A 23,229-nucleotide genomic window follows, 5' to 3' on the forward strand; every position below is an offset into this window, starting at 1 on the left:
GCCGTCCCGCGGAAGAGCCTGCCCGCCGGTGCGCGGCGGCGCTTCACTCCGCGTCGTAGAAGAGGCGGTCCACGACGGCGCGGGCCCGCCTGGTGACCCGGCGGTAGTCGTCGAGCATCTCGCCGACGTGCCCGGGCTCGTAGCCGAGGTAGCGGCCGACGGCCCCCAGTTCCCGGGACTCGGAGGGGAAGGTGTCCCCCGGCCGGCCCCGCACCAGCATCACCGCGTTGCGCACCCGCGAAGCGAGCACCCACGCCTCGTCCAGCACCTCGGCGTCGTCGGCGTCGATCAGTCCGGCCTCCCGGGCGGCGGCGAGCGCGACCCGGGTACGGGTGGTCCGCAGCGCGGGCAGCTCGGCGGCGTGCCGCAACTGGGTGAGCTGCACGGTCCACTCGACGTCGGTCAGCCCGCCGCGGCCCAGCTTGGCGTGGGTCGTCGGGTCCGCGCCGCGCGGCAACCGCTCGCCCTCCATCCGGGCCTTGAGACGGCGGATCTCCCGCTCGGCGTCCTCGCCCGGTCCGCCCCGCGGATAGCGCAGCGGGTCGATCAGTTCGACGAACCGCTCCCCCAGCCCCGCGTCGCCCGCGACGAACTCGGCCCGCAGCAGCGCCTGGCTCTCCCACACCACGGACCAGCGGTCGTAGTAGGCCGCGTAGGAGCTCAGCGACCGGGCCAGCGCCCCGGACTTGCCCTCGGGGCGCAGATCGGCGTCTATCAGCAGCGGCGGATCGGACGTGGGGAGCTGCAGCAGCCGCCGCATCTCGGTGGCGACGGCGAAGGCCGCCTTGCCCGCCTCGTGCTCGCTGACCCCGTCCCGGGGCTCGTGCACGAACAGGACGTCGGCGTCGGAGCCGTACCCCATCTCGTGGCCGCCGAACCGGCCGACACCGATGACGGCGAACCGGGTGGGCAGCTCGTCGCCCCACTGCTGGCGGACGGCCGCCCGCAGCGCTCCGGCGAGGGTGGCGGCGTTGAGGTCGGTGAGCGCGTCGCCCACCCGGTCCAGCGCCTCGGCGGGCTCCTGCTGGGCGACGTCCTCGGTGCCGTACGCGCCGATCAGGTCACCGGCGGCGGTGCGGAACAGCTCCCGGCGCCGCACGCCGCGCGCCGCGGCGACGGCCGCCTCGGCGCCCTCCGCCCGGCCGACGGCGGCCAGCGTCTCCTGGGTGAGCGCGACCCGCGACCGGGGGCGCAGCCCGTGCTCGTCGCCGAGCAGGGCGACGGCCTCGGGCGCGCGCAGCAGCAGGTCGGGCGCGAACCGGCCGGCGGACAGCACGCGGGCGAGGTTCTCGGCTGCGGCGCCCTCGTCGCGCAGCAGCCGCAGGTACCAGGGCGACTTGCCCAGCGCGTCGGAGACCTTGCGGAAGCCGAGGAGCCCGGCGTCCGGGTCGGCGGAGTCGGCGAACCAGCCCAGCAGCACCGGGAGGAGGGTGCGCTGGATGGCGGCCTTGCGGGTGACACCGGAGGCCAGCGCCTCCAGATGGCGCAGCGCGGCGGCCGGGTCGGCGTAGCCGAGGGCTTCCAGCCGCTGCCGGGCCGCCTGCGGCGAGAGGCGTTCGTGCCCGGCCTCCAGTTGCGCCACGGCGTCCAGCAGCGGGCGGTAGAACAGCTTCTCGTGGAGTCGGCGGACCGCGGCGGCGTGCCGCCGCCACGCCTTGTGCAGTTCGGTGACCGGTTCGCTGCGGTAGCCGAGCGAGCGGCCGAGGCGCCGCTGGTCGGCTTCCGACTCGGGCATCAGGTGGGTGCGGCGAAGCTGGTGGAGCTGGATGCGGTGCTCCATGGTGCGCAGGAACCGGTAGGCCGCGTCGAGTGCGGCGGCGTCCTGGCGGCCCACGTAGCCGCCCGCGGCCAGCGCGTCGAGCGCCTCCAGGGTGGTGGGGCTGCGCAACGCGGTGTCGCTGCGGCCGTGCACCAGTTGGAGGAGCTGGACGGCGAACTCCACGTCCCGCAGTCCGCCGGGGCCCAGCTTCAGCTCCCGGTCGAGCTGGGCCGCGGGGATGCTGGCGACCACCCGGCGGCGCATCTGCTGGACGTCGGTGACGAAGTTGTCCCGTTCGGCCGCCTGCCAGACCATCGGGGTGACGGCGTCCACGTACTCGTAGCCGAGCTGCGCGTCGCCCGCCATCGGCCGGGCCTTGAGCAGTGCCTGGAACTCCCAGGTCTTGGCCCAGCGCTGGTAGTAGGCCAGATGGCTGCTGAGGGTGCGGACGAGGGGGCCGTTGCGGCCTTCGGGGCGCAGGTTGGCGTCGACCGGCCAGATGGTGCCCTCGGCGGTGGTGTCCGAGCAGATCCGCATCATGTGGGCGGCCAGCCGGGTGGCGGCCTTGAGCGCCTGCTCGCCGTCCTCGGCGGCGTCCGCGCCCCGCCCGCCGGCGCCACCGGCGGGCGGCTCGGCGACGAAGATGACGTCGACGTCGGAGACGTAGTTGAGTTCGTGCCCGCCGGCCTTGCCCATGGCCACGACCGCCAGCCGGCAGGCGGCCGCGTCCTCGGGCGCCGCCGCCTCGGCGAGCGCGAGCGCCCGGCGCAGAGTGGCGGTGGCCAGGTCGGCGAGCTCGGCCGCGGTCTGTGCGACGTCGCTGGTGCCGCACACGTCGCGTGCGGCGATCGACAGCAGTGCCCGGCGGTAGGCGACCCGCAGCGCGTCCGGTCCGCCGACGTCCCGCAGTGCCGTCTCGAACTCCGCGATGCCCGGGTTGAGGTCCGCCGACTCGTAGGTGACCAGCGCCTCCCAGTCGTGCGGGTGGGCGGCCAGATGGTCGCCCAGCGCGTCGGAGGAGCCGAGGACGCCGAGCAGCCGGTCGCGCAGCGGCTTGGCCCGCAGCAGGGTGTCCAGCAGCGGCTGCGCGTCCTTGTCGACGGCCTCCAGCGCCTCGATGAGGCGGACGAGGCCGACGAGCGCGAGGTCCGGATCGGCGGTGGCGCCGAGCGCGTCCAGGAAGAGCGCGTCGTCGCGGACCGTGGCCAGGGTGGCGGCGTCGAGCAGGCGGGTGGCGGACTCCGGATCGGTGAAGCCGTGCCGCAGCAACCGCCCGTACCGGCTTCCCCGGCGCCCCTCTGGTGTCACGCTCACTCCCTGCCGTCCTTTCCCAGCCCCTGCCCGGCCCTCGGCCGGGGGTACCCGCCCCCGCAGTGCGCGCCCGCGGAGGGTGCGCCGCGCTCCCGCGGAGGACACCCTCCCGGCTGCGGCGCGGGCCGCCCCTCCGGTCGCCGCGCGAGCCGCCCTCCCCCTGGCTGCGCCGAGCGCTGTCCGCGGCGCCCGAGGTGCTCCGGGCCCGGCGCTGCGACCGGTCCCGCGGGCCGGTCGCCTCACAGCACGGGAAGGGATTTCCGCAGCTCGAAGGCGGTGACCTCGCTACGGTACTCCTCCCACTCCTGCTTCTTGTTCCGCAGGAAGAAGTCGAAAACATGCTCGCCGAGCGTCTGCGCGACCAGTTCGCTGCGCTCCATCAGGCTGATCGCCTCGCCGAGGTTCTGCGGCAGCGGTTCGATGCCCATGGCGCGCCGCTCCGCGTCCGAGAGCGCCCACACGTCGTCGTCGGCGCCCGCGGGGAGTTCGTACCCCTCCTCGATGCCCTTCAGACCGGCGGCGAGCAGCACTGCGTAGGCGAGGTAGGGGTTGGCGCCCGAGTCGAGGGAGCGCATCTCGATCCGGGTCGAGCCGGTCTTGCCGGGCTTGTACATCGGGACGCGGACCAGTGCGGAGCGGTTGTTGTGGCCCCAGCAGATGTAGGAGGGGGACTCGCCGCCCTCGCCCGCGGTGCGGTTGGCTCCGCCCCAGATGCGCTTGTAGGAGTTGACCCACTGGTTGGTGACGACGGAGATCTCACCCGCGTGAGTGAGCAGCCCGGCGATGAACGAGCGGCCCACCTTGGAGAGCTGGTACTCGGCGCCGGACTCGTAGAAAGCGTTCCGGTCGCCCTCGAACAGCGACAGATGGGTGTGCATACCGGAGCCGGGGTACTCCGAGAACGGCTTGGGCATGAACGTGGCCTGGACGCCCTGTTCGAGGGCGACCTGCTTCATGACGAGGCGGAACGTCATGATGTTGTCGGCGGTGGAGAGCGCGTCGGCGTAGCGCAGGTCGATCTCCTGCTGGCCGGGGGCACCCTCGTGGTGGGAGAACTCGACGGAGATGCCCATCGACTCCAGCATGGTGATGGCCTGGCGGCGGAAGTCCATGCCGACGTTCTGCGGGGTGTGGTCGAAGTACCCGGAGGAGTCCGCGGGGACGGGGCGGGTGCCGTCCACCGGCTTGTTCTTGAGCAGGTAGAACTCGATCTCCGGGTGGGTGTAGAAGGTGAACCCGAGGTCCGACGCCTTGGCCAGCGCGCGCTTGAGGACGTAGCGCGGGTCGGCGTAGGAGGGGGAGCCGTCCGGCATGAGGATGTCGCAGAACATCCGCGCGGTACCGGGAGCCTCGGCCCGCCACGGCAGTATCTGGAAGGTGCCGGGATCGGGCTTGGCGATCATGTCGGACTCGTAGACGCGGGCGAACCCCTCGATGGCCGAGCCGTCGAAGCCGATCCCTTCATCGAATGCCTGTTCGAGTTCGGCGGGGGCCACCGCGACCGATTTCAGGAAGCCGAGGACGTCGGTGAACCAGAGTCGGACGAACCGGATGTCGCGCTCCTCCAGGGTCCGGAGGACGAATTCCTGCTGCTTGTCCATGAGCCTATCCTTGCAGGTCGGAGAGGTTCGCTCAGATCCCCCGGCGCACGGGGCCGTCTCAGCATTCCACCACGGGGTTTCCACGGGGTTGCACGCCCCGATCCGATCGTTTCACAGCAGGTGCCGACGAGCACCGCGCACCCGCCCGGGCACGCAGCGCGACCTGTCGCCGGGGCGCCCCGGGGACCGGCCATCGGGATCGCCGACCGGAGCGGCCCGGGACCGGACGGCGGGAGCGGCCCGGGACCGGACGGCGGGAATTTCCGGGCACCCGTGTGCATTGAGGCGGGCAGAGATAGTTCAATGGTCAACCACTTCAGCCTGCAGCCCCGGGCTCAGCAGCAGCCCACAGCCACACGGAGGACGGCGAGCACCATGACGGCCACCCCCATCCAGTTCGGGATCTTCACCGTCGGCGACGTGACGCCCGACCCCACCACCGGGCGGACGCCGACCGAGCACGAGCGGATCAAGGCGATGCTGGCCATCGCCCTCAAGGCCGAGGAGGTGGGGCTCGACGTCTTCGCCACGGGCGAGCACCACAACCCGCCGTTCGTGCCCTCCTCGCCGACGACCATGCTCGGCTACCTGGCGGCCCGCACCGAGCGGCTGATCCTCTCGACCTCCACCACGCTGATCACCACCAACGACCCGGTGAAGATCGCCGAGGACTTCGCAATGCTCCAGCACCTCGCCGAGGGCCGCGCGGACGTGATGATGGGCCGCGGCAACACCGGCCCCGTCTACCCCTGGTTCGGCCAGGACATCCGGCAGGGCATCCCGCTGGCGATCGAGAACTACGCGCTGCTGCGCAGGCTGTGGACCGAGGACGTGGTCGACTGGCAGGGCCGCTTCCGCACCCCGCTGCAGGGCTTCACCTCCACCCCGCGCCCACTGGACGGCGTGCCCCCGTTCGTCTGGCACGGCTCCATCCGCAGCCCGGAGATCGCCGAGCAGGCCGCCTACTACGGCGACGGCTTCTTCGCCAACAACATCTTCTGGCCCAACGAGCACTTCAAGCGCCTCATCGGCCTCTACCGCGACCGCTTCGAGCACTACGGCCACGGCACCCGCGAGCAGGCCCTGGTCGGCCTGGGCGGCCAGGTGTTCATGCGGCGCAGGTCCCAGGACGCGGTCCGCGAGTTCCGCCCCTACTTCGACAACGCGCCCGTCTACGGGCACGGCCCCAGCCTGGAGGAGTTCACCGACCAGACGCCGCTGACCGTCGGCAGCCCGCAGGAGGTCGTCGAGAAGACGCTGACCTTCCGCGAGTCCTTCGGCGACTACCAGCGCCAGCTCTTCCTGATGGACCACGCGGGCCTGCCCCTGAAGACCGTGCTGGAGCAGTTGGACATGCTCGGCGAAGAGGTCGTGCCGGTGCTGCGGAAGGAGATGGCCGCCCGGCGCCCGGCGGGCACCGCCGACGCACCGACCCACGCGGCACGGGTCGCCGCGGAGCGCTCCGCACCGGCTGCCGGACGGACCTCCGAGCAGACAGCGGGAGAGCAGAACGAGAAGGGAGCCGCCGTATGACGTCGCACGACAGCACCCGGGCGGTCCGGCTGGCCGTCGTCTCCGCCGGGCTGAGCGAGCCCTCCTCCACCCGGCTGCTGGCCGACCGGCTGGCCGAGGCGACGCGGGTCGCGCTGCGCACGGACGCCGACGTGGCAGCCGGCATGGACGTCGAGGTCACCACGGTCGAACTGCGGGACGTGGCGACGGAGATCGCGCACAACCTCACCACCGGCTTCGCCGGCGGGTCGCTGCGCGAGGCGATCGGGAAGGTGACGGAGGCGGACGGGCTGATCGCCGTCACCCCCGTCTTCTCCGCGTCCTACAGCGGGCTGTTCAAGTCGTTCTTCGACGTCCTGGAGAAGGACGCGCTCGCCGGCAAGCCGGTACTGCTGGGCGCCACCGGCGGCACCCCGCGCCACTCGCTGGTCCTGGAGCACGCCATGCGGCCGCTGTTCAGCTACCTTCGGGCGGTGGCCGTACCGACGGCCGTGTACGCGGCGACCGACGACTGGGCCGCCCCCGACGACGGCGTCACCCCCTCGCTCCCCCGCCGCATCGCCCGCGCGGGCGGCGAACTGGCGGGCCTGATCGCCCCCCGCGCCGCCACCCGGGACGCACGTCCGGAGGAACCGGACGTGGTGCCGTTCGAACAGCAGTTGGCGGCACTGCGGGTCGAGGACTGAGCCGGGACGGAGCGGCGAGGCCCCTGCCCTTCTCCGAGGGCAGGGGCCTCGTTCGGGCACCGACGGGTCATCCGGAGCCCTTCGCGCAGCCGACGGAGGCGCTCGCATGTCCGGCCGCCCGCTTGGCGAGGGTCAGCAGCTCCTTCTCGTGGTCCCCTTCAGCCGTGGTGACAACACGCACGTCAAGGCCCTCGGGACGCATATACGGGCTCTTCGGCAGCTTCTTACCCTGCTGCTTGCAGGCCGCGTACAGCGTCACCGATTTCGCCCCGCCGAAGCCCTTGCCGTAGGCGTCCACGGTGCGCGGCTGCAGATCGCTGCCTTGCCCCCACACCTCGGTCACGCGCTTCTGCCAGTCCTCGCGAGACCCTGTTCCCTGGACGGTGACACTCATGCCTCCGCCGCCGTTCGCGGAGACCTTGCACCGGAACACAGGGGTCACGCCTGTCACTCTCGCCCAGGATTCCACGGAGAACGATTCGGCCCGGGGCACAAGACGATCCAGCAGATCGCCGTCGTCCTCCCCCGTCACCGCCGAACAGTTCACCCCGTCGGTCGCACTGAACGACTTGAGGCCGCTCCTCTGCGAGACCACCAGCGTGACCGAGAGCGCGACAACCGCCAACGCGAGCAGCACAGCGAGAGATGTCAGCCAGACAGGAGCGCGGCGTCCGGAATCCCTTCCCATCAGCCGTCGTCCTCGGGACGGAGATTCTTGACCTGGTCACCGCTCGTCAGTTCCGTTGCCATCTGACGTCCCGCGCCGACTGCCTCGTTGAATCCCTGCCTGGAGCCTTCCCTGACCCAGGTGTCCCATTCATCCGGATCATACTTCTGGGCTCCAGGGATTTCCGACTGCACGTTCACGTTGTAATTGCGGTCGTGGTCCTTCGCCGCACTCCAGTATTCCGAAGTGATCTTGGCCTGCTGCGCACCCTCGTTCGGCTGATTGTCCATCCCGAATTCACTGGGACCGATGAAGAGCACTCCACCTGACACACCGGTGATCACAGCGTTGGCCACCGGGTGCACCTTGCCCACGGCCAGCGCCACCCCCGTGGCAGTCGAGCCACCTGCGTATCCCCAGGTACTCACACGCTTCATTCCCGTTCCGAACTCCGCGTCGTGTTCCAGCCCTTCATTGATAAGGGTTTCCTGGCGGCCGATGGTGAGAGCGCCGTTCACATATCCGGTCTGCCGAGTTATCCGCTTCACCACGTCCTCGGCCCGGTCCTCCGCATCTTCCGCATTCCCCGGCGTGCCCTCGAACCGCTCAGATTCCGGGAGTTGCGCCTGAATCTCGGGGTCGAGATGATACCTGTAGAGCGTGTCCGCGTAGTTCTGCTGCCCGACGACGATTTCCTTGTACCCCGTCGGATCCTGTCCGACAGAGATAAGGAATCTGGACAGGTTCCTCTCCGAAGCACCATCGTCTCCAAAGTTTGCGACCTCGCCGGCTATCGGGTAGAGGCGCTCGGTCGTCGGGCTGGGACTGCCTTCCAGACCTCTGAAGATGTCGGGCATGTACTCACGTGCAGCTCGTCCCAGGCTGTCGGCCATCTCCAGATGCTCGGTGAGGCGCGTCGGGTGCTCCGCCACGGTCTTGACGACGTTCGACATCAGCTTTGCCTGGCCGCTGTCGTGCACGATCGAGGTCGGTGCCTGGCCAGGCGGGTGCCCCGTCGTACCGGCCTCCACCGCATCACCGAGTGCGTTGCGGCCCGGCTTCCCGTCCGCCTCGAACCAGTCGCGGTCCTTGAACAGGTAGTGGAAGTTGCTGTTCTCGCCCTTGGCCCCCTGGTCTCCGCTCTCGAACGGATCGTTCATGAAGTCCGTGGAGGCATCCGGACTGTGCGACAGGGCCTTCATGAATCCGGTCATCGGATCGGAGCCCAGATCGGCTCCGGACGGGTTGAGATTGAATCCTTGGCCTTGCGCTCTCCAGAGGTCCGATGTCGTACGACCGCTCTTCTCGGCATTGCGCTCTGCCGTCGTGAGACCTTCGCCGTAGCGCTTCAGAAACGAATCCTCGAAGTCACCGCTCCCCATGAGGCTGCTCATGACCTGGAAACCGGACGGACCGGTTCTTCCACCGGGGAGGTCGATGTTCTCCATGCCGTCCCTGACGACCGCCCGTTCCCACTTCTGCATGGCCGCACTGTCCGACTGCGTCGCGGTGGCAAGAGTTGTGCTGAGATGCTTCTGCAGGCCGACGATTCCATCGCCCCTCTTGTCGACCACGGAATATCCGTCGTCCGGCCCTATATATCGCAGATCGGCCCACATGGCCTTCACGCCGTCCGGCGTCATCTTGGTGGCGAACGCCTCGGCGAAGACCTTGTCCTTGCCGTACTTCTTCAGATGGGAATCCAGTTTGTCGAAATCCTTGGGGGTCATTTCGCGCCCCTTCGCGCCGATCTCGGCCGCCTCGACTCCGGCTTCGTACCGTTCGACGAGCGTGTCGCGGTCCGTGTACCGCCCGCCTGCGCCGCCGACCTTCGTCTGCTTGATCCAGGCACGCAACGCCTTCGCGGTCTGGCGGTCGAGCACTTCGGCCTCATGGAGAACCTTCTTGATCGCCTTCTTGTGGCGCTCGACAGCCTTCAACTCCTTGGCGGTGTAGTACTCTCCATCGTCATTGAGGGTCGGTCCATAACCCTTCTTGACATGGAATCCACCATCCCCCCAGGGTTCGACCGTGAAGTGCTCATCCTCCGCCGCCTTGATGGCGTCCTTGAGATCGTCCTGGCATCGCTTCAGGTCCCGCTTGGTGTCCTCGAACACATCGCGAATCGACCTGGCCTCGGTGAGGAGGTCGTTGAACTCCCGCTGGGTCTGCGCGATGAAGGGTTTCGTCACCCCCGCGTTGACACCCTTCCAGCGAGCCTTCCTGGCCCTCCCCACAAGCACATCCTGAGCATATTCAGCATAGTCGTCGAATTTCTTCACCAAATCCGACCACTCGTGATAGGCGGTACCGATCTTCCCGAAATCGGCCGTCCGAAGCGCCTCGAACTTCACTTCGCCCCCGCCTCCCCGGACCGGTCGTCGAACCCTGCCGAAAGCTCCTTCACGCCGAGCAAGGTCACGACGTAGTGCTCATCGCCCGCATGGGCGTTCTTGGTGTAGTCCAGATGGTTCGAGATGTGGCCACACGCATCACTGACGCTGGTGACGTGCTCGAACCAGTAGTCACCTACATCGCGAAGGGCCCCGCCGATGCTGAAATCGTCCTCCAGAGCAAGAGCCGCCTGGTAGGTGGCGAATTGAGCGTCCGTGCCGTGCTTGAAGAGTTTGTCCCACAGCTTGTACGCCGCGTCCCCCACGCTCGCCAAGTCCTTCTGATCCGCTTCCAGGTCCCCCGGTGTATGCGGATCACTGCCGGTGCTGTCAGGCTCCGGAGCCCCGTCGAGCTGCATGCCGATGGAACTCTTGTGCACAGCCCCTTGCTTGAGCTGTGCCCACTCGTCGTCGAAAGAAATGCGGTCGGCCCCCTCCGCCTCGCGGTTCGTCCTGCGTTCGAGTGTTCCCCGTCTTCACGACGGGCGTTGCCCAACGTATCAACGTGCGTATGGTGAGTCACCGGCTTTCCGGCCGACCCAGCACCCCTTGGGTCCGGTGCGCGCCGCGGCTGCCCCCTGCGGTGTCCGACAGCGGAACGACGTGGTGTCCGAACCTGACGTCGTCACAGCTCGGCTGGGCGACGCCAGGGCGACCGCGGCGGATTCGGACAGTCCGTTCACCCGGCGCACGCGAGCCTCGCCCAGGATTTGCCCCGTCCGCCTCCGGAAATCACGCCGGGCGCTCCCCGTCGACCACGCGCCGCAACTGCCCGACGAACAGATCTCCTGCGCCGAATGTGCGGTCGCACGCCTCGGCGAATTTCACGGGAGGCATGAACTCGCCCGGCTCCAGGCGACTCACACAGCTCTGGGTGCAGCCGGTGGCGGAGGCGAACGCCGTCCGGGAGAGACGGCGGGCTCGTCTGACGCGGCGGACGTCCTCACCAAGGCCCGGCGGAATACGCGTCCCCGCCGGCCACTTGCGCGTCCCACCCATGCCGACCGGCCCTTGTGCATCCCTGCACAAGTCGTCGCCGAGCAGCCCCGTGAAAGTAGGCGCCCATAGCGCACCGTCGCAGCTCGTTTCCGTGTTGTTCTCACCACAGGACGTGACCAGCGGACGGCAGGGCAGGCACCATGGAGCGAAGCGAACCCCCCGGCGGCCACCGGGAAGAGGAGTCCCCGCAGCAGGAGGCGCGGCCCTGCGAGGACTGCGCATGGTTCCGCACGATGCTCAACCGGGCGGCGGGGCTCCGGAGCCGCGGGCGGATCTGGAGGCGCTCTTCGGCGCGCATAGGCCGAAGGCACACACCGGCGGCGTCCGGCGCCGGCCGACACCTGCGGAGCGTGTGACATGTGGGCGGTCGGCGAGGTGGCGCAGGACCGGAAGAGCGGGAAGACCGGCGAGATCATCCAGGTGACGGGGCCCGCACCGGTCATCTACCGGCTGATGCTGCACGAGGGCACCCCGCCCATCGTCGTCTACCGGTACGGCGACCAGTTGCGGCGCGTGCCGTCGTCCGCGCGTCAGCCGGAGGAACGAACGTTTCCTCCCCCTGCTCCGTCCTCGTCCTGAACGAGGTCGGTCCGAGCCTCGGCGGCCCGTGCGCACCGCGCGTCATACCCGAGAGGGACATCGCAGGTGCGCTCCGCGGAGGGACGTGCGCGCGGGGGCGGGATTCCTAGCGTCGGCCGGGCATCCGGTCCCCGCACGGAAGGTCCCTGGTCATGGCGATCCGCACCCCTCGCGCGGCGCACGACGCGCGCGTCCCGTTCGCCCACCGCATCGGCGCCGCCACGCCGCCCGGGCGCGACCGGGGCGCCGACGCGCTGCGTGCGCTCGCGGTCTGCGGAGTGGTGTGCGGGCACTGGCTGGTGACGGCGCTGGTGTCCGAAGGCGGCGGACTGCACGGGGCGAGCCCGCTGACGTATCTGCCCGAACTCGTCCCGGCGTCCTGGTTGTTCCAGACGCTGGCGGTGTTCTTCCTGGTGGGTGGCTGGGCGGCGCACAAGGGGTGGGCTGCGGCGCGGGAGCGGGGCGTCGGATACCGGGCGTGGCTGCGGGCCCGGCTGGTGCGGCTCGCGCGTCCGGTGGCGGCGCTGCTGTGCGTGTGGACGCTCGCGACGGGGCTGCTGCTCGTGTGCGGCACCGACGCGGGGACGGTACGGACGCTGCTGAAGCTCGTCGTCTCCCCGCTGTGGTTCCTCCTGGTGTACGCGGCGCTGACGGCAGCCACACCGCTGGTGGCCTCTCTGCATCCGCTGTGGCCGTTCGCCGTCGTGCTGCATGTGGACCTGCTGCGGCTGGCACCGGGCGGACCGCACTGGCTGGGCTGGGTCGATCTGGGTGCGGGCTGGCTGGTGCCGTACTGCCTGGGGGCGGCCTGGTCGCGCGGGGTGCTGCGGGAGCGGAGGGCGGCCTGGTCGCTGCTGCTGGGCGGCACCGCCGCCACCGGTCTGCTCGTCCTGGCGGGGGGCTATCCGGCGGCCATGGTCGGGGTGCCGGGTGCGGCACTGTCGAATCTGAACCCGCCGACGCTGGCGGCCGTCACTTTCGGGCTCGCCCAGTGCGGCGGTGCGCTGCTGCTGCACGGGCCGTTGCGGCGCTGGTGTGCGCGGCCGCGCGTATGGGCGGCTGTGGCGCTGGTCAACCTGTCCGCGATGACGGTCTTTTTGTGGCACCAGAGCGCGCTGCTGGCGGTCACCCTGGCCGGTCTGCGGGCGGGCGCGCCGCTGCCGGGACTGCACACCGCGCCCGACGGGTTCGACTGGGTGCTCGCCAGACTGCTGTGGCTGCCGGTGTTCGCAGCGGTGCTGTCGGCCTGCTGGGCCGTCTTCCACCGGTACGAGCGGGGGCGGCGGCGCCCCCGGAGCGCGAGCAGGGTGGTGGCCGCGGGCTCACCGGCCGGTTCGGCGACGGTGGGGCGTGTCTAGGGTGACGGTGATGACGGGGGTGAGGCGATGAGGGACAGAGCGCGGGGCCTGGGGAAGGGCGTGCGGAACCTGCCCCGCGCGCTGCGCGAGGACCTGTTCGGCTGGGGCGGCACTCCGCGAGGGCGGACGGAGTCGGGCGCCGGAAGCGTGAGCGGCTGGCTGATCTGGCGGCCGATCGTCGTCCTCGTCACGTCGATGGTCGCCTTGGTCGTCGCCATCTTCCACATCAACATGCTCACCGGCGGCCCCTTCCGGATCTTCGGCGCTGCGGACGCGGTGCTGTTCGGGGGTGCGCAGGCAGCCGCGCTGGTGCTGGCCGTCTTCCGGCCGGTGATGGCCTGGTGGGTGGTGACCGTCACCATGGCGGTCATCGCACTGGCCACCGGTCACGCACCGCCCCCGTATCTGCGGCAGTCCCCGTGGACGGTGCCGGAAGTGGTCTGCCAGGCGGGGGTGCTGCTGCTGCTCGCGCTGCGCAGGCGCCCCCGGGCGGCGCTGGGGGCACTGCTGCTGACGGTGCTGAGCGGTGTGCTGTGCGCTGTGGCGAACAGGCAGTTGCTGGGGCCGCCCGCGGTCCGCGACTTCCCCGTGGACGTCCTCGTCCTGACGCTGGCCGTGGTGGTCGGCAGCGCCCTGCACGGCCGCCAGGCAGCGCGCACCGAACTGGTCGTCCAGGAGGAGCGGACCGCCGAGGAGCGCACCCGGCGCACCCTGCTGGAGGAGCGCAACCGCATCGCCCGCGAGCTGCACGACGTGGTCGCCCACCACATGTCCGTCATCTCCATCCAGGCGCAGGCCGCGCCGCATCTGACGGAGAACCCCTCCGAGGAGCTGCGCGAGTCGCTGGCCGGGATCCGGCACAACGCCGTGGAGGCGCTGGCCGAACTGCGCCGGGTGCTGGGCGTCCTGCGCTCCGAGGACGCGCTCACCGACCGGCACGCGCCGCAGCCCACCCTGGAGCGGCTGCCGGAGCTGGTCGCCAACGTCCGGACCGCCGGACTCACCGTGACCACCCGGATCAGCGGCGAGCCCTGTCCGCTGGCTCCGGGCGTCGAGCTCTCGGTCTACCGCATCGTGCAGGAGGCGCTCAGCAATGTGCTGCGGCACGCGCCGGGGGCCGAGGCGGAGGTGGAGATCGGCTACCGCCCCACGGAGGTGACCGTGCGGGTGGTCAACAGCGGGCCGGTTCCGGGCAGTACGGCACGAGCAGGGGCCGCTCCGAGCGCGCCCGGAGCGGGTCACGGGTTGCCCGGAATGCGCGAACGGGCCGCGATGCTGGACGGCACGCTGCGGTCCGGGGCGACGCCGGACGGCGGCTGGCGGGTGGTGGCGGCACTGCCCCTGTCCTCCCCCTCAGGTGCCGCCGGGACCACTCAGACAGCCGAGACCGCCCGGAGCGCCGAGACCGCCGGGGCGGCCCGTACCGCCGAGACCGCCGAGGACCCTTCGTGACCACGATCCGCGTACTGCTGGCCGACGACCAGAAGATGGTCCGCCAGGGCTTCACCGTGCTGCTGGACGCGGAGCCGGACATCACCGTGGTCGGTCAGGCGGTCGACGGGCTGGAGGCGGTGGAGCGCACCGCCGAACTGGCGCCAGACGTCGTGCTGATGGACGTGCGGATGCCGCGGCTGGGCGGTATCGAGGCGACGCGCCGCATCACCGAGTCGCGTACCGGCGGCGCCGCGGACCCGAAGGTCCTGGTCCTGACCACGTTCGACCTGGACGAGTACGTCTTCGAGGCGCTGCGCGCCGGGGCCTCCGGGTTCCTGCTCAAGGACGCCTCGGCCGCCGAACTCGCGGACGCCGTCCGGGTGGTGGCCCGCGGGGAGGCGCTGCTCGCGCCGAACCTGACCAAGCTGCTGATCGAGAAATTCGCCGGGATGCCGGACGGACCGGGTGGGGGCCGGCTCAAGGAGCGGGTCGCCGATCTCACCGAGCGCGAGACGGAGGTGCTCGCGCTCGTCGCACGCGGACTGTCGAACCTGGAGATCGCCGGAGAGCTGGTGGTCGCCGAGCAGACGGTCAAGACCCATGTGAGCCGCGTCCTGGTCAAACTGGGCCTGCGGGACCGCACCCAGGCCGCGGTCTTCGCCTACGAGACGGGACTGGTGCGGCCGGGCCGCCTTTGAGGGCGCCCCGCGGCACGCGACCGCGGCCCGGTGTGTGGGGCACCGGGCCGCGGAAGGTGGGGGGTGTGCCGGGTGTCGTCGTCACCCGGCCGTGTTGCGGGGTGTCACTCGACGATGTTGAGCAGCAGGTTGGGCGAGCCCTGCCCCGGGTTGCCGACGACGTCCTCGGAGGCGCCGTCGGTCAGCGCCTTGGAGACGGCTTCGGGGGTGGCGTCCTTGTGGCCCGAGAGGTAGACCGCCGCGGCGCCCGCGACGTGCGGGGAGGCCATCGAGGTGCCGGAGATGGTGTCGGTGGCGTCGTCGCCGGTGTTCCAGGCCCCGGTGATGTCGACGCCGGGCGCGTACAGGTCGAGCGCGTCGCCGTAGTTGGAGAAGCTCGCCTGCGCGTCCTTGTTGTCGGTCGCACCGACGGTGAGGGCTTCCTTCACCCGGGCGGGAGAGCTGTTCCCGGCGTCCGAGGACTCGTTGCCGGCCGCCACGGCGAAGGTGACGCCCGCCTTGATGGAGTTCTGCACGGCCGTGTCCAGCGCCTCGTCCGCGCCGCCGCCCAGCGACATGTTGGCGACCGAGGGCGACTCGGCGTTCTTGGTGACCCAGTCGATACCGGCGACGACCTGCTCGGTGGTGCCGGAGCCCTGGTCGTCCAGGACCCGGACGGCCACCACGTCGGCCTTCTTCGCCACGCCGTGCGCCTCGCCCGCCACGGTGCTGGCGACGTGGGTGCCGTGGCCGTTGCCGTCCGAGGCGTCGTCGTCGCCGTCGACCGCGTCGAAGCCGCTGGTGGCCCGGCCGCCGAAGTCCTCGTGGGTGGTGCGGACACCGGTGTCGATGATGTAGGCGGTCACGCCCTCGCCCGCGCTGTCCGGGTAGACGTACTTGTCGTCCAGGTTCAGCTCGGGGGTGTCGATGCGGTCCAGCCCCCAGGAGGGCGGGTTGGCCTGCTCGCCGGTGACGGTGTGCTTCTGGTTGGCGTAGACCTTGTCCACCGCCGGGTCGGCGGCCAGCTCCGCGGCCTCGCTCGCGGACATCTTCGCGGAGTAGCCGTTGAGGGCCTTGGTGAAGGTCCTGCGGACCTTGCCGCCGTGGTCGGAGATGACCGAACGGCCCTTCGCCGCAGCCGCTTTGGTGCTCACGGCCGACTTCTTCATGGTGACGATGTAGCTGCCCTTGACGGCCTGCGCCGAGTGCGCGCCGAGCACGGTGCCGTGCGCCGGAGCCTCGGGGGACGCGTTCGCGGGGAGCGCTGTGACGGTGCCGACCGCTGCCGCGGCCACTGCGGCCGAGATGCCGAGGGCGACTTTCCTGCGCGTCACTGCCATGGGGAGGGTTCCTCCTCGTGTGGGGGGTGCGCATGTGGGGTGCGCGATCGGCACGCTAGAGGCATGGTCACGAGCAGGACAAGGGTTCGACGTGCCGCCCGCCCGAAGAGCAATTGCCCAAGCGGTGGTCATACTTGGCGATTCGGGCGCGGCTCGGATGTCCCCGCCTGCGGAAGCCAGCCGAGGCTCGCGGCGCGCATCCCGAGCTGGAACCGGGTCGTCGCCCCCAGCCGGCCCATCAGCCCGTGCAGCCGGCGCTGGAAGGTCCGGTAGCTGATGCCGAGTTGCCGGGCCATCACCTGGTCGGTCATACCGGTGGCCAGCAGGGCCAGCAGCTTGGCCTCCTGTGCGGTCGGACCGTCCGGGGCACCGGGGCTGCGGCCCGCGAGGTACTCCGAGATCGGCAGCGCCCGCCCCCACAGCACCTCGAAGAAGTCGCACAGCACCTCCAGCAGCCCGGAGGGGTGCACGACGACACTGCTGGCCAGCTCGTTCGGCGCGGCGCGCAGCGGGATCAGCGCCATGCAGTCGTCAGCGATCAGCATCTTCGTCGGGGTGTCGGCCATCACCCGGGCGTCCTCGCCCAGTTCGGCCGCCGCGCCGATGTCCGTGTCGAACCGGTGGGAGGTGGTGAGCCCGTCGGTGTCGTAGATGACCCGGTAGTTGACGCCGCGCCGCAGCATCTGGGCCTGCACCGGCATCATGCCGGTCTTCGGGTCCAGCCGGTCGGGGTCGCTGTTGGCGTAGGGCGGCCGGTCGATGCCCCGGATCTCGGCGCGCGCGCTGCGCTGGAGCTGGTCGACCTGGCGGATCACGGCGGCCCGCCCCGTCACGATCTCCACCAGTTCCAGGGGGTCGCGGCCCGCCGCCTGGGCACGGAACCGCGCGGCCAGGTGCTGGATGTGCCGCCGCGTACGGTGGATCTCCTCCTCGCGGGCGAGCAGCAGCGACTCGAAGGCGATCTCCGGCGCCACCGGCAGATAGCGCTCGGCGCCTCTGCTCCCCCGGTCCGCGGGGAAGCGCCCCACGAGGTTGAGTCTCTCCAGCGCGGCGAGCGCGGCCCGCACCCGCGCGGCTCCCACTCCCGCCGCTGCCCGCAACTCGCTGACGGTCACGGCGCCGTCCACCAGTGCCTCGTAGACCTGCTGCTGGACAGGGTCGAGATCAAGAGCCTCCAACATGCTGGGCATCCTGTGCGTGGTGGCGAGTTCACGTCAATGACCGAACGCCGCCACCGCCTCGTCATATATGCAGGAACCCTGCGAATTCCGACGCGGGACACCGGCGGCATACCCCCGGCGGGCATCCGGCTAGGGTGGCTCCATGCGACCCATGCTGACCGGCGAGCGCAGGACCGGCGCCCCCAGCATGTGGTGCGGGCACCTACTGCTGCTCGCCGCCCTGCTGTTGGGGCTCGTCAGCATGCACACCCTCGGGCACCCCGCCGCCGGACCACAGGAGGCGCCGCAGGCCGCCGCACCTCTCTCCCCGTCCGCGGTCCATGACGGGAGCACGGAACCGGTCCGGGCCGCGGACGGGGCGGTTCCCCCGGCGCATCCGGCGCATCCGCCCCGCCTGCGGGACGGCGCCACCAACCCGGCGGCCGGGTACGGGGATTCCACGCCCCCGGAGCCGGAGCACGGCGGCGGGCACGGGACGGGAACCGACCCGCTCTCGGTCTGTCCGGCCGTACTGGGCGCGTGGACGGCCGCCGCGCTGCTGGGCGCCGCCGTCACCGTCCTGGCACCGCGCGGCACGGACGGGCGGGAGCCCTGCCGCAGCCGGATACGGCGCGCTCTGCGTCCGCTGCCGCCGCCGGACACCTCGTCGAGACTCGCGCGGCTGTCGGTCCTGCGGATCTGAGCGGGCTCGCACACACACCGCACCGCCGCGCGGGCGGCCACCGGCCGTCCCGGGGTGCGGTGTGCCTGCGCCCGTGTTCGACACCACACCACGCGAGGTATGCACATGCGTTCCCTTCCCGCCCGCCGGACCGTTCTGGGCGCCGCCGCCCTGACCGCCACCGGTCTGACCGCCGGCTGCGCCGACCGCGGCCGCCCGGACACCGCCGAGGCCGAGGGCGGCGGCCACGTCCGGCCCGACGGCCCCGAGGTCCGGGCCGCCGATGCCCGGCGTCCGCACGGCCGCACCCGGCGGGTGCGGCTCACCGCGACCCGCACCCGGCTCGCGCTGGGTTCCGGAGTCACGGTCCCCACCTGGGCCTACGGCGACCGGGTCCCCGGCGAGGAGATCCGCGCCACCGCGGGCGGCGCCCTGGAACTCACCCTCGCCAACCATCTCCCGGCGGCCACCTCGGTGCACTGGCACGGACTGGCTCTGCGCAACGACATGGACGGCGTCCCCGGGCTCACCCAGCGGGAGATCCGGCCGGGCGCGGACTTCACCTACCGGTTCGCCGTCCCCCACCCCGGGACCTACTGGTTCCACCCCCACTCCGGCCTGCAGCGGGACCGCGGCCTGTACGCGCCGCTGATCGTGGAGGACCCGAGGGAGCCGCTGCGCTACGACAAGGAGTGGGTGGTCGTCCTGGACGACTGGCTGGACGGCGTGGACGGCGCCACCCCCGACAGCGTCCTGGCCGCACTGCGCCGCGGCATGGACCACGGCGGGGACGGAGCCGGCGGAGACGGAGCCGGCGGAGACGGCAGCGGGGACGCGCACGGCATGCACGGCATGCTGGGCACCGGCGCCCGGCCGTCCGCCGCGGCCGGGCCGCCCTCCGGGACCGGGCCGTCCCCCGCGGCGGGCACCGGCAGCCCGCTGCTGGGCGGCGACGCGGGCGACGTGGACTACCCGCACCACCTGGTCAACGGCCGCACCCGGACGGACCCGGAGACCTTCCGCGCGAAGCCGGGCGACCGCGTCCGCATCCGCCTGATCAACGCGGGCGGCGACACCGCCTACCGGGTCGCGCTGGGCGGGCACCGGATGACCGTGACCCACACCGACGGCTACCCCGTCGAGCACACCGCCACCGACGCGCTGCTGCTCGGCATGGGCGAGCGCTACGACGTCCTGGTCACCGCGGGAGACGGGGTCTTCGCCCTCACCGCGCTGGCCGAGGGCAAGAAGGGAACCGCCCGCGCGCTGCTGCGCACCGCACCAGGTGCCGCGCCCCCGGCGGCGGCCCGTCCCGAGGAGCTGTCCGGCACCCCGCTGACCGCGGGGAGGCTGGCGGCCGCGGACGCGGTCCGGCTCGCACCCCGTACGCCGGACCGGACCGTCACCCTGCGGCTGACGGGCTCCATGGCCCGGTACGACTGGGGCATCGGCGGCCGGCAGTACGACCCCCGGCGGCGGCACCCCGTGACGGCGGGCGAGCGGGTGCGGCTGCGCTTCGTGAACACCACCGGCATGTGGCACCCGGTGCATCTGCACGGCCACACCTTCGCGCTGCCGGACGGCGGTCCCCGCAAGGACACCGCGATCGTGCTGCCGGGCAGGACACTGGAGGTGGACTTCGACGCCGACAACCCTGGCCTGTGGCTGGTGCACTGCCACAACGTCTACCACAGCGGGGCGGGCATGATGACGGTGCTCGGCTACCGCGCGTAGTACCCGGGCGCGGTCTCCGGGCGCGGTCGGGCGCGAACGGCGTACCGGAGCCCGCCGGACGGCGGGGTGCGGGTCCCGGGTGCGTCCCGGGGCCCGCCCCCCGGAGGGGCCGGCCGGGGACCCGCACCGGGTGGGTGCCCCGAGCCATAACGTCAGCCCGACGATTACACTCGGGTGCGTGGCTCAACTACGTCTCGCGCTGAATCAGATCGACTCCACCGTCGGCGACCTGGAGGGGAACGCCGCGGCGGTCCTCCGCTGGACCCGGCACTCCGTCGAACGGGGCGCCCACCTGGTCGCGTTCCCGGAGATGATGCTGACCGGCTACCCGGTCGAGGACCTGGCACTGCGCAGGTCGTTCGTGGAGGCGAGCCGCACCGCCGTGCGGGAACTCGCCCGGCGGCTGGCCGACGAGGGGCTCGGCGAGGTGCCGGTCGTCGTCGGCTATCTGGACCGCTGCGCGCAGGCCCGGCCGCACTACGGCCAGCCCGCGGGCGCTCCGCAGAACGCGGCCGCCGTGCTGCACCGGGGCGAGATCGTCCTGACCTTCGCCAAGCACCACCTGCCGAACTACGGGGTCTTCGACGAGTTCCGGTACTTCGTGCCGGGCGACACCATGCCGGTCGTCCGGGTGCACGGTGTCGATGTCGCGCTCGCCATCTGCGAGGACCTCTGGCAGGAGGGCGGCCGGGTCCCGGCGGCGCGCAGCGCGGGGGCCGGACTGCTGCTGTCGATCAACGCCTCGCCCTACGAGCGGGACAAGGACGACACCCGGCTGGAGCTGGTGCGCAAGCGGGCGCAGGAGGCGGGCTGCACCACCGCCTACCTGGCGGAGGTCGGCGGCCAGGACGAACTGGTCTTCGACGGCGACTCGATCGTCGTGGACGCCGACGGGCAGGTGCTGGCGCGGGCGCCCCAGTTCGAGGAGCGGTGCGTCGTCCTGGACCTGGAGCTGCCCGCGGCCGCCGCCACCCCGCCGTCGGGCGAGGTGGACGACGGGCTGCGCATCGACCACCGGGTGGTCTCCGCCGAACCGCTGCCCGCCTACCCGCCGGAGGCCGTCGGCAGCGAGGCACCGCGGCTGGCGGACGACGAGGAGATCTACACCGCGCTGGTGGTCGGACTGCGCGCGTACGTGGTCAAGAACGGCTTCAGCTCGGTGCTGATCGGGCTCTCCGGCGGCATCGACTCGGCACTGACGGCCGCGATCGCCTGCGACGCGGTGGGAGCCGAGCACGTGTACGGCGTCTCGATGCCCTCGCGCTACTCCTCCGAGCACTCCAAGGAGGACGCCGCCGAGCTCGCGGAGCGCACCGGGCTGCACTTCCGCACGGTCGGGATCGAGCCGATGTTCGCGGCCTACATGGACTCGCTGGGCCTCACCGGGCTCGCGGAGGAGAACCTCCAGGCGCGGCTGCGCGGCACGGCGCTGATGGCCCTCTCCAACCAGGAGGGCCCCATCGTGCTGGCGCCGGGGAACAAGTCGGAGCTGGCGGTGGGCTATTCGACGCTGTACGGCGACGCGGTGGGCGCCTACGGCCCGATCAAGGACGTCTACAAGACGAACGTGTTCCGCCTGGCGACCTGGCGCAACCGGGCGGCCGAGGAACGCGGCGACACCCCGCCCATCCCCGAGCGCTCGATCACCAAACCGCCCAGTGCCGAGCTGGCCCCCGGGCAGGTGGACAGCGACTCGCTGCCCGATTACGACGTCCTCGACCGCGTCCTGAAGCGCTACGTCGACGGCGACCAGGGCGCCGAGGCCATCATCGCGGCGGGCTTCGACGCGGAGACCGTGACCCGGGTGCTGCGGATGACGGACCGGGCCGAGTACAAGCGCCGGCAGTACCCGCCGGGCACGAAGATCTCCCCCAAGGGGTTCGGCAAGGACCGCCGGCTGCCGATCACCAACCGGTGGCGGGAGGGCTGACGGCCCCCGCCCGGAGCAGCCGCCGGCCGCGTGGGGCCGGCGGCGTCCCGGCCCGTCGGCCCCGCCGGGCTCGCGGGGTCCGGGACGGGTGCCCCTAGCCGCCGGAGGGGACCTCCACCGGGGCCTCCTGCGCCCGGGCGACCACCCGCGAGTCGCCGCGGTCCAGTACGCCCGCCGTGACGGCGATGGCGAGTCCGGTCAGGGCGAGAGCGGCGCCGACCAGGGTGGGGGAGGTCCAGCCCCAGCCGGCGGCGATGACGACACCGCCGAGCCAGGCGCCGCCCGCGTTGGCGAGGTTGAAGGCCGAGTGGTTCGAGGCGGAGGCGATCGTGGGCGCGTGCGAGGCCGCCCGCATCACCAGCATCTGGACCGGCGTGGTGATCAGGAAGCCGACCGCGCCCAGCAGCCCGACCAGGAGCAGCGCCGCCCACGGGACCGGCGCCGCGAAGTGGAAGGCCACCATCAGCACGGCCATCAGCCCGAGGGCCGTGTACAGGGTGCGGCGCGGCGCACGGTCGGTCAGCGGCCCGGCGATCAGGGTGCCCAGCGTCATGCCGATGCCGAAGAGCGCCAGCACCCAGGTGACCGACGTCTCGGCGAGTCCGGTGACCTCCGTCATCATCGAGGCGAGGTAGCTGTAGACGGCGAAGACGCCGCCGAAGCCGAAGACCGCGGTCAGCAGTCCGAGGACGACCTGGCGGTTGCCCAGGGCGCGCAGCTCGTGGCGTACGCCGCCCTGGTGCTCCAGCGGTATCCGGGGCACGAGCAGCGCGAGGGCCGTCATGGCGAGCAGCCCGATGAGGGTGACGACCACGAAGGTGGCGCGCCACCCGAGCTGCTGGCCGAGCGCGGTGCCGCCGGGTACGCCGACGATGTTGGCGACGGTCAGGCCCAGGAACATGGTGGCCACGGCGCGGGCCGCCCGGCCCTCCCGGACGAGCCGGGCCGCGACCACCGCGCCGACCCCGAAGAAGGCGCCGTGCGGCAGCCCCGCCAGCAGGCGCCCGGCCAGCAGGGTGCCGAAGCCGGGGGCGAGGGCCGAGGCGAGGTTGCCGAGGGTGAACAGCCCCATGAGCAGCAGCAGCATCTGCTTGCGCGGCACGCGGGCGCCGACGGCGGTCAGCAGCGGGGCGCCGAGCACGACACCGAGGGCGTAGGCGGACACCAGGTAGCCGGCGGTCGGTACGGAGGTGCCGAGATCGTCGGCGACGTTCGGCAGCAGGCCCATCATCACGAACTCTGTGGTGCCGATACCGAAGGCGCCCACGGCGAGTGCGAGCAGAGCCACAGGCATGCGGAGAGAAACCTTTCGAAGCGGGCGGGCCCCGGCGGGACGCGGCGTCGCGTACCGGGCACCGGGGAGTACCGCGCGCCGGGCGGCGGGGCGGCCCGGCGCGGAGGGATGCG

At 71.8% G+C, this 23,229-nt stretch carries 18 protein-coding genes; 9 read left to right on the forward strand and 9 right to left on the reverse strand.

Going from position 1 to position 23,229, the window contains the following annotated elements; translation table 11 throughout:
- Positions 1–43: 43 nt before the first annotated feature.
- Entirely contained in the window at positions 44–3,067 is a 3,024-nt protein-coding gene (locus BMX65_RS02605) for a bifunctional [glutamine synthetase] adenylyltransferase/[glutamine synthetase]-adenylyl-L-tyrosine phosphorylase (protein ID WP_074998430.1), read from the reverse strand.
- Between the two features lie 242 nt (positions 3,068–3,309).
- The gene (locus BMX65_RS02610; protein ID WP_019358688.1) at positions 3,310–4,671 is read right to left on the reverse strand and encodes a glutamine synthetase family protein; all 1,362 of its coding nucleotides are present in this window, start codon (positions 4,669–4,671) and stop codon (positions 3,310–3,312) included.
- Between the two features lie 390 nt (positions 4,672–5,061).
- Here BMX65_RS02610 and BMX65_RS02615 point away from each other — a divergent pair, with 390 nt between their 5' ends.
- Positions 5,062–6,204: an LLM class flavin-dependent oxidoreductase gene (locus tag BMX65_RS02615; RefSeq protein ID WP_074998777.1), complete on the forward strand. Its 1,143-nt coding sequence runs from the start codon at positions 5,062–5,064 to the stop codon at positions 6,202–6,204.
- Positions 6,201–6,869: an FMN reductase gene (locus tag BMX65_RS02620; protein ID WP_074998431.1), complete on the forward strand. Its 669-nt coding sequence runs from the start codon at positions 6,201–6,203 to the stop codon at positions 6,867–6,869. Before BMX65_RS02615 ends, BMX65_RS02620 begins: the two co-directional genes overlap by 4 nt.
- Positions 6,870–6,936: 67 nt before the next feature.
- Here the strand turns inward: BMX65_RS02620 and BMX65_RS02625 are convergent, their stop codons facing one another.
- The 4 genes from BMX65_RS02625 to BMX65_RS34090 form a co-directional block, all read right to left on the reverse strand.
- Complete coding sequence (locus BMX65_RS02625; RefSeq protein ID WP_074998432.1) at positions 6,937–7,506, reverse strand: hypothetical protein; 570 nt, start codon at positions 7,504–7,506, stop codon at positions 6,937–6,939.
- Positions 7,507–7,556: 50 nt separating this feature from the next.
- A complete protein-coding gene (locus BMX65_RS02630; RefSeq protein ID WP_074998433.1) occupies positions 7,557–9,890 on the reverse strand; it encodes a DUF6571 family protein in 2,334 nt (777 codons plus the stop codon).
- Positions 9,887–10,309 (reverse strand): hypothetical protein, encoded by a 423-nt coding sequence (locus BMX65_RS02635; protein WP_079171649.1) that lies wholly within the window; start codon positions 10,307–10,309, stop codon positions 9,887–9,889. The genes BMX65_RS02630 and BMX65_RS02635 overlap by 4 nt, the downstream gene beginning before the upstream one ends.
- 352 nt (positions 10,310–10,661) lie before the next feature.
- Positions 10,662–11,150, reverse strand: a complete 489-nt coding sequence (locus BMX65_RS34090; protein ID WP_079171650.1) for a helix-turn-helix domain-containing protein — start codon at positions 11,148–11,150, stop codon at positions 10,662–10,664.
- A 135-nt stretch (positions 11,151–11,285) separates the two neighbouring features.
- Between BMX65_RS34090 and BMX65_RS02645 the strand changes: the two genes are divergently transcribed.
- The 4 genes from BMX65_RS02645 (at position 11,286) to BMX65_RS02660 (ending at position 14,997) form a co-directional block, all read left to right on the forward strand.
- The gene (locus BMX65_RS02645; protein WP_074998435.1) at positions 11,286–11,507 is read left to right on the forward strand and encodes a hypothetical protein; all 222 of its coding nucleotides are present in this window, start codon (positions 11,286–11,288) and stop codon (positions 11,505–11,507) included.
- A gap of 152 nt (positions 11,508–11,659) precedes the next feature.
- Positions 11,660–12,865: an acyltransferase family protein gene (locus BMX65_RS02650; protein ID WP_074998436.1), complete on the forward strand. Its 1,206-nt coding sequence runs from the start codon at positions 11,660–11,662 to the stop codon at positions 12,863–12,865.
- 27 nt (positions 12,866–12,892) lie between these two features.
- Entirely contained in the window at positions 12,893–14,317 is a 1,425-nt protein-coding gene (locus BMX65_RS02655; RefSeq protein ID WP_074998437.1) for a sensor histidine kinase, read from the forward strand.
- Entirely contained in the window at positions 14,314–14,997 is a 684-nt protein-coding gene (locus BMX65_RS02660; RefSeq protein WP_074998438.1) for a response regulator, read from the forward strand. The genes BMX65_RS02655 and BMX65_RS02660 overlap by 4 nt, the downstream gene beginning before the upstream one ends.
- Before the next feature lie 104 nt (positions 14,998–15,101).
- On the opposite strand, the gene BMX65_RS02665 is transcribed toward BMX65_RS02660, so the two are convergent.
- Positions 15,102–16,316: a S8 family peptidase gene (locus BMX65_RS02665; protein ID WP_074998439.1), complete on the reverse strand. Its 1,215-nt coding sequence runs from the start codon at positions 16,314–16,316 to the stop codon at positions 15,102–15,104.
- 128 nt (positions 16,317–16,444) lie between these two features.
- On the reverse strand, positions 16,445–17,497 hold the full coding sequence (locus BMX65_RS02670; protein ID WP_074998440.1) for a helix-turn-helix domain-containing protein: 1,053 nt from the start codon (positions 17,495–17,497) through the stop codon (positions 16,445–16,447).
- A 142-nt stretch (positions 17,498–17,639) separates the two neighbouring features.
- Between BMX65_RS02670 and BMX65_RS02675 the strand changes: the two genes are divergently transcribed.
- The 3 genes from BMX65_RS02675 (at position 17,640) to BMX65_RS02685 (ending at position 21,822) form a co-directional block, all read left to right on the forward strand.
- Positions 17,640–18,179 carry a hypothetical protein gene (locus BMX65_RS02675; protein WP_074998441.1) on the forward strand — a complete coding sequence of 180 codons (540 nt, stop codon included), beginning with the start codon at positions 17,640–17,642 and terminating at the stop codon, positions 18,177–18,179.
- Between the two features lie 105 nt (positions 18,180–18,284).
- Positions 18,285–19,892 carry a multicopper oxidase family protein gene (locus BMX65_RS02680; RefSeq protein ID WP_074998442.1) on the forward strand — a complete coding sequence of 536 codons (1,608 nt, stop codon included), beginning with the start codon at positions 18,285–18,287 and terminating at the stop codon, positions 19,890–19,892.
- Positions 19,893–20,070: 178 nt separating this feature from the next.
- Positions 20,071–21,822 carry an NAD+ synthase gene (locus tag BMX65_RS02685; RefSeq protein WP_074998443.1) on the forward strand — a complete coding sequence of 584 codons (1,752 nt, stop codon included), beginning with the start codon at positions 20,071–20,073 and terminating at the stop codon, positions 21,820–21,822.
- A 94-nt stretch (positions 21,823–21,916) separates the two neighbouring features.
- Here the strand turns inward: BMX65_RS02685 and BMX65_RS02690 are convergent, their stop codons facing one another.
- Positions 21,917–23,116 carry an MFS transporter gene (locus BMX65_RS02690; RefSeq protein WP_074998444.1) on the reverse strand — a complete coding sequence of 400 codons (1,200 nt, stop codon included), beginning with the start codon at positions 23,114–23,116 and terminating at the stop codon, positions 21,917–21,919.
- Positions 23,117–23,229: the final 113 nt, after the last annotated feature.

This window comes from Streptomyces qinglanensis, assembly GCF_900111245.1.
GTDB classification, from domain to species: Bacteria; Actinomycetota; Actinomycetes; order Streptomycetales; family Streptomycetaceae; genus Streptomyces; species Streptomyces qinglanensis.

Excerpts from the sequence above, each read along its gene's own strand:
- BMX65_RS02610 (WP_019358688.1), bottom strand. The coding sequence starts at position 4,671 with ATGGACAAGCAGCAGGAATTCGTCCTCCGGACCCTGGAGGAGCGCGAC.
- BMX65_RS02620 (WP_074998431.1), top strand. The coding sequence starts at position 6,201 with ATGACGTCGCACGACAGCACCCGGGCGGTCCGGCTGGCCGTCGTCTCC.
- BMX65_RS34090 (WP_079171650.1), bottom strand. The coding sequence starts at position 11,150 with ATGCGCAGTCCTCGCAGGGCCGCGCCTCCTGCTGCGGGGACTCCTCTT.
- BMX65_RS02645 (WP_074998435.1), top strand. The coding sequence starts at position 11,286 with ATGTGGGCGGTCGGCGAGGTGGCGCAGGACCGGAAGAGCGGGAAGACC.
- BMX65_RS02650 (WP_074998436.1), top strand. The coding sequence starts at position 11,660 with ATGGCGATCCGCACCCCTCGCGCGGCGCACGACGCGCGCGTCCCGTTC.
- BMX65_RS02655 (WP_074998437.1), top strand. The coding sequence starts at position 12,893 with ATGAGGGACAGAGCGCGGGGCCTGGGGAAGGGCGTGCGGAACCTGCCC.
- BMX65_RS02665 (WP_074998439.1), bottom strand. The coding sequence starts at position 16,316 with ATGGCAGTGACGCGCAGGAAAGTCGCCCTCGGCATCTCGGCCGCAGTG.
- BMX65_RS02670 (WP_074998440.1), bottom strand. The coding sequence starts at position 17,497 with ATGTTGGAGGCTCTTGATCTCGACCCTGTCCAGCAGCAGGTCTACGAG.
- BMX65_RS02675 (WP_074998441.1), top strand. The coding sequence starts at position 17,640 with ATGCGACCCATGCTGACCGGCGAGCGCAGGACCGGCGCCCCCAGCATG.
- BMX65_RS02680 (WP_074998442.1), top strand. The coding sequence starts at position 18,285 with ATGCGTTCCCTTCCCGCCCGCCGGACCGTTCTGGGCGCCGCCGCCCTG.
- BMX65_RS02690 (WP_074998444.1), bottom strand. The coding sequence starts at position 23,116 with ATGCCTGTGGCTCTGCTCGCACTCGCCGTGGGCGCCTTCGGTATCGGC.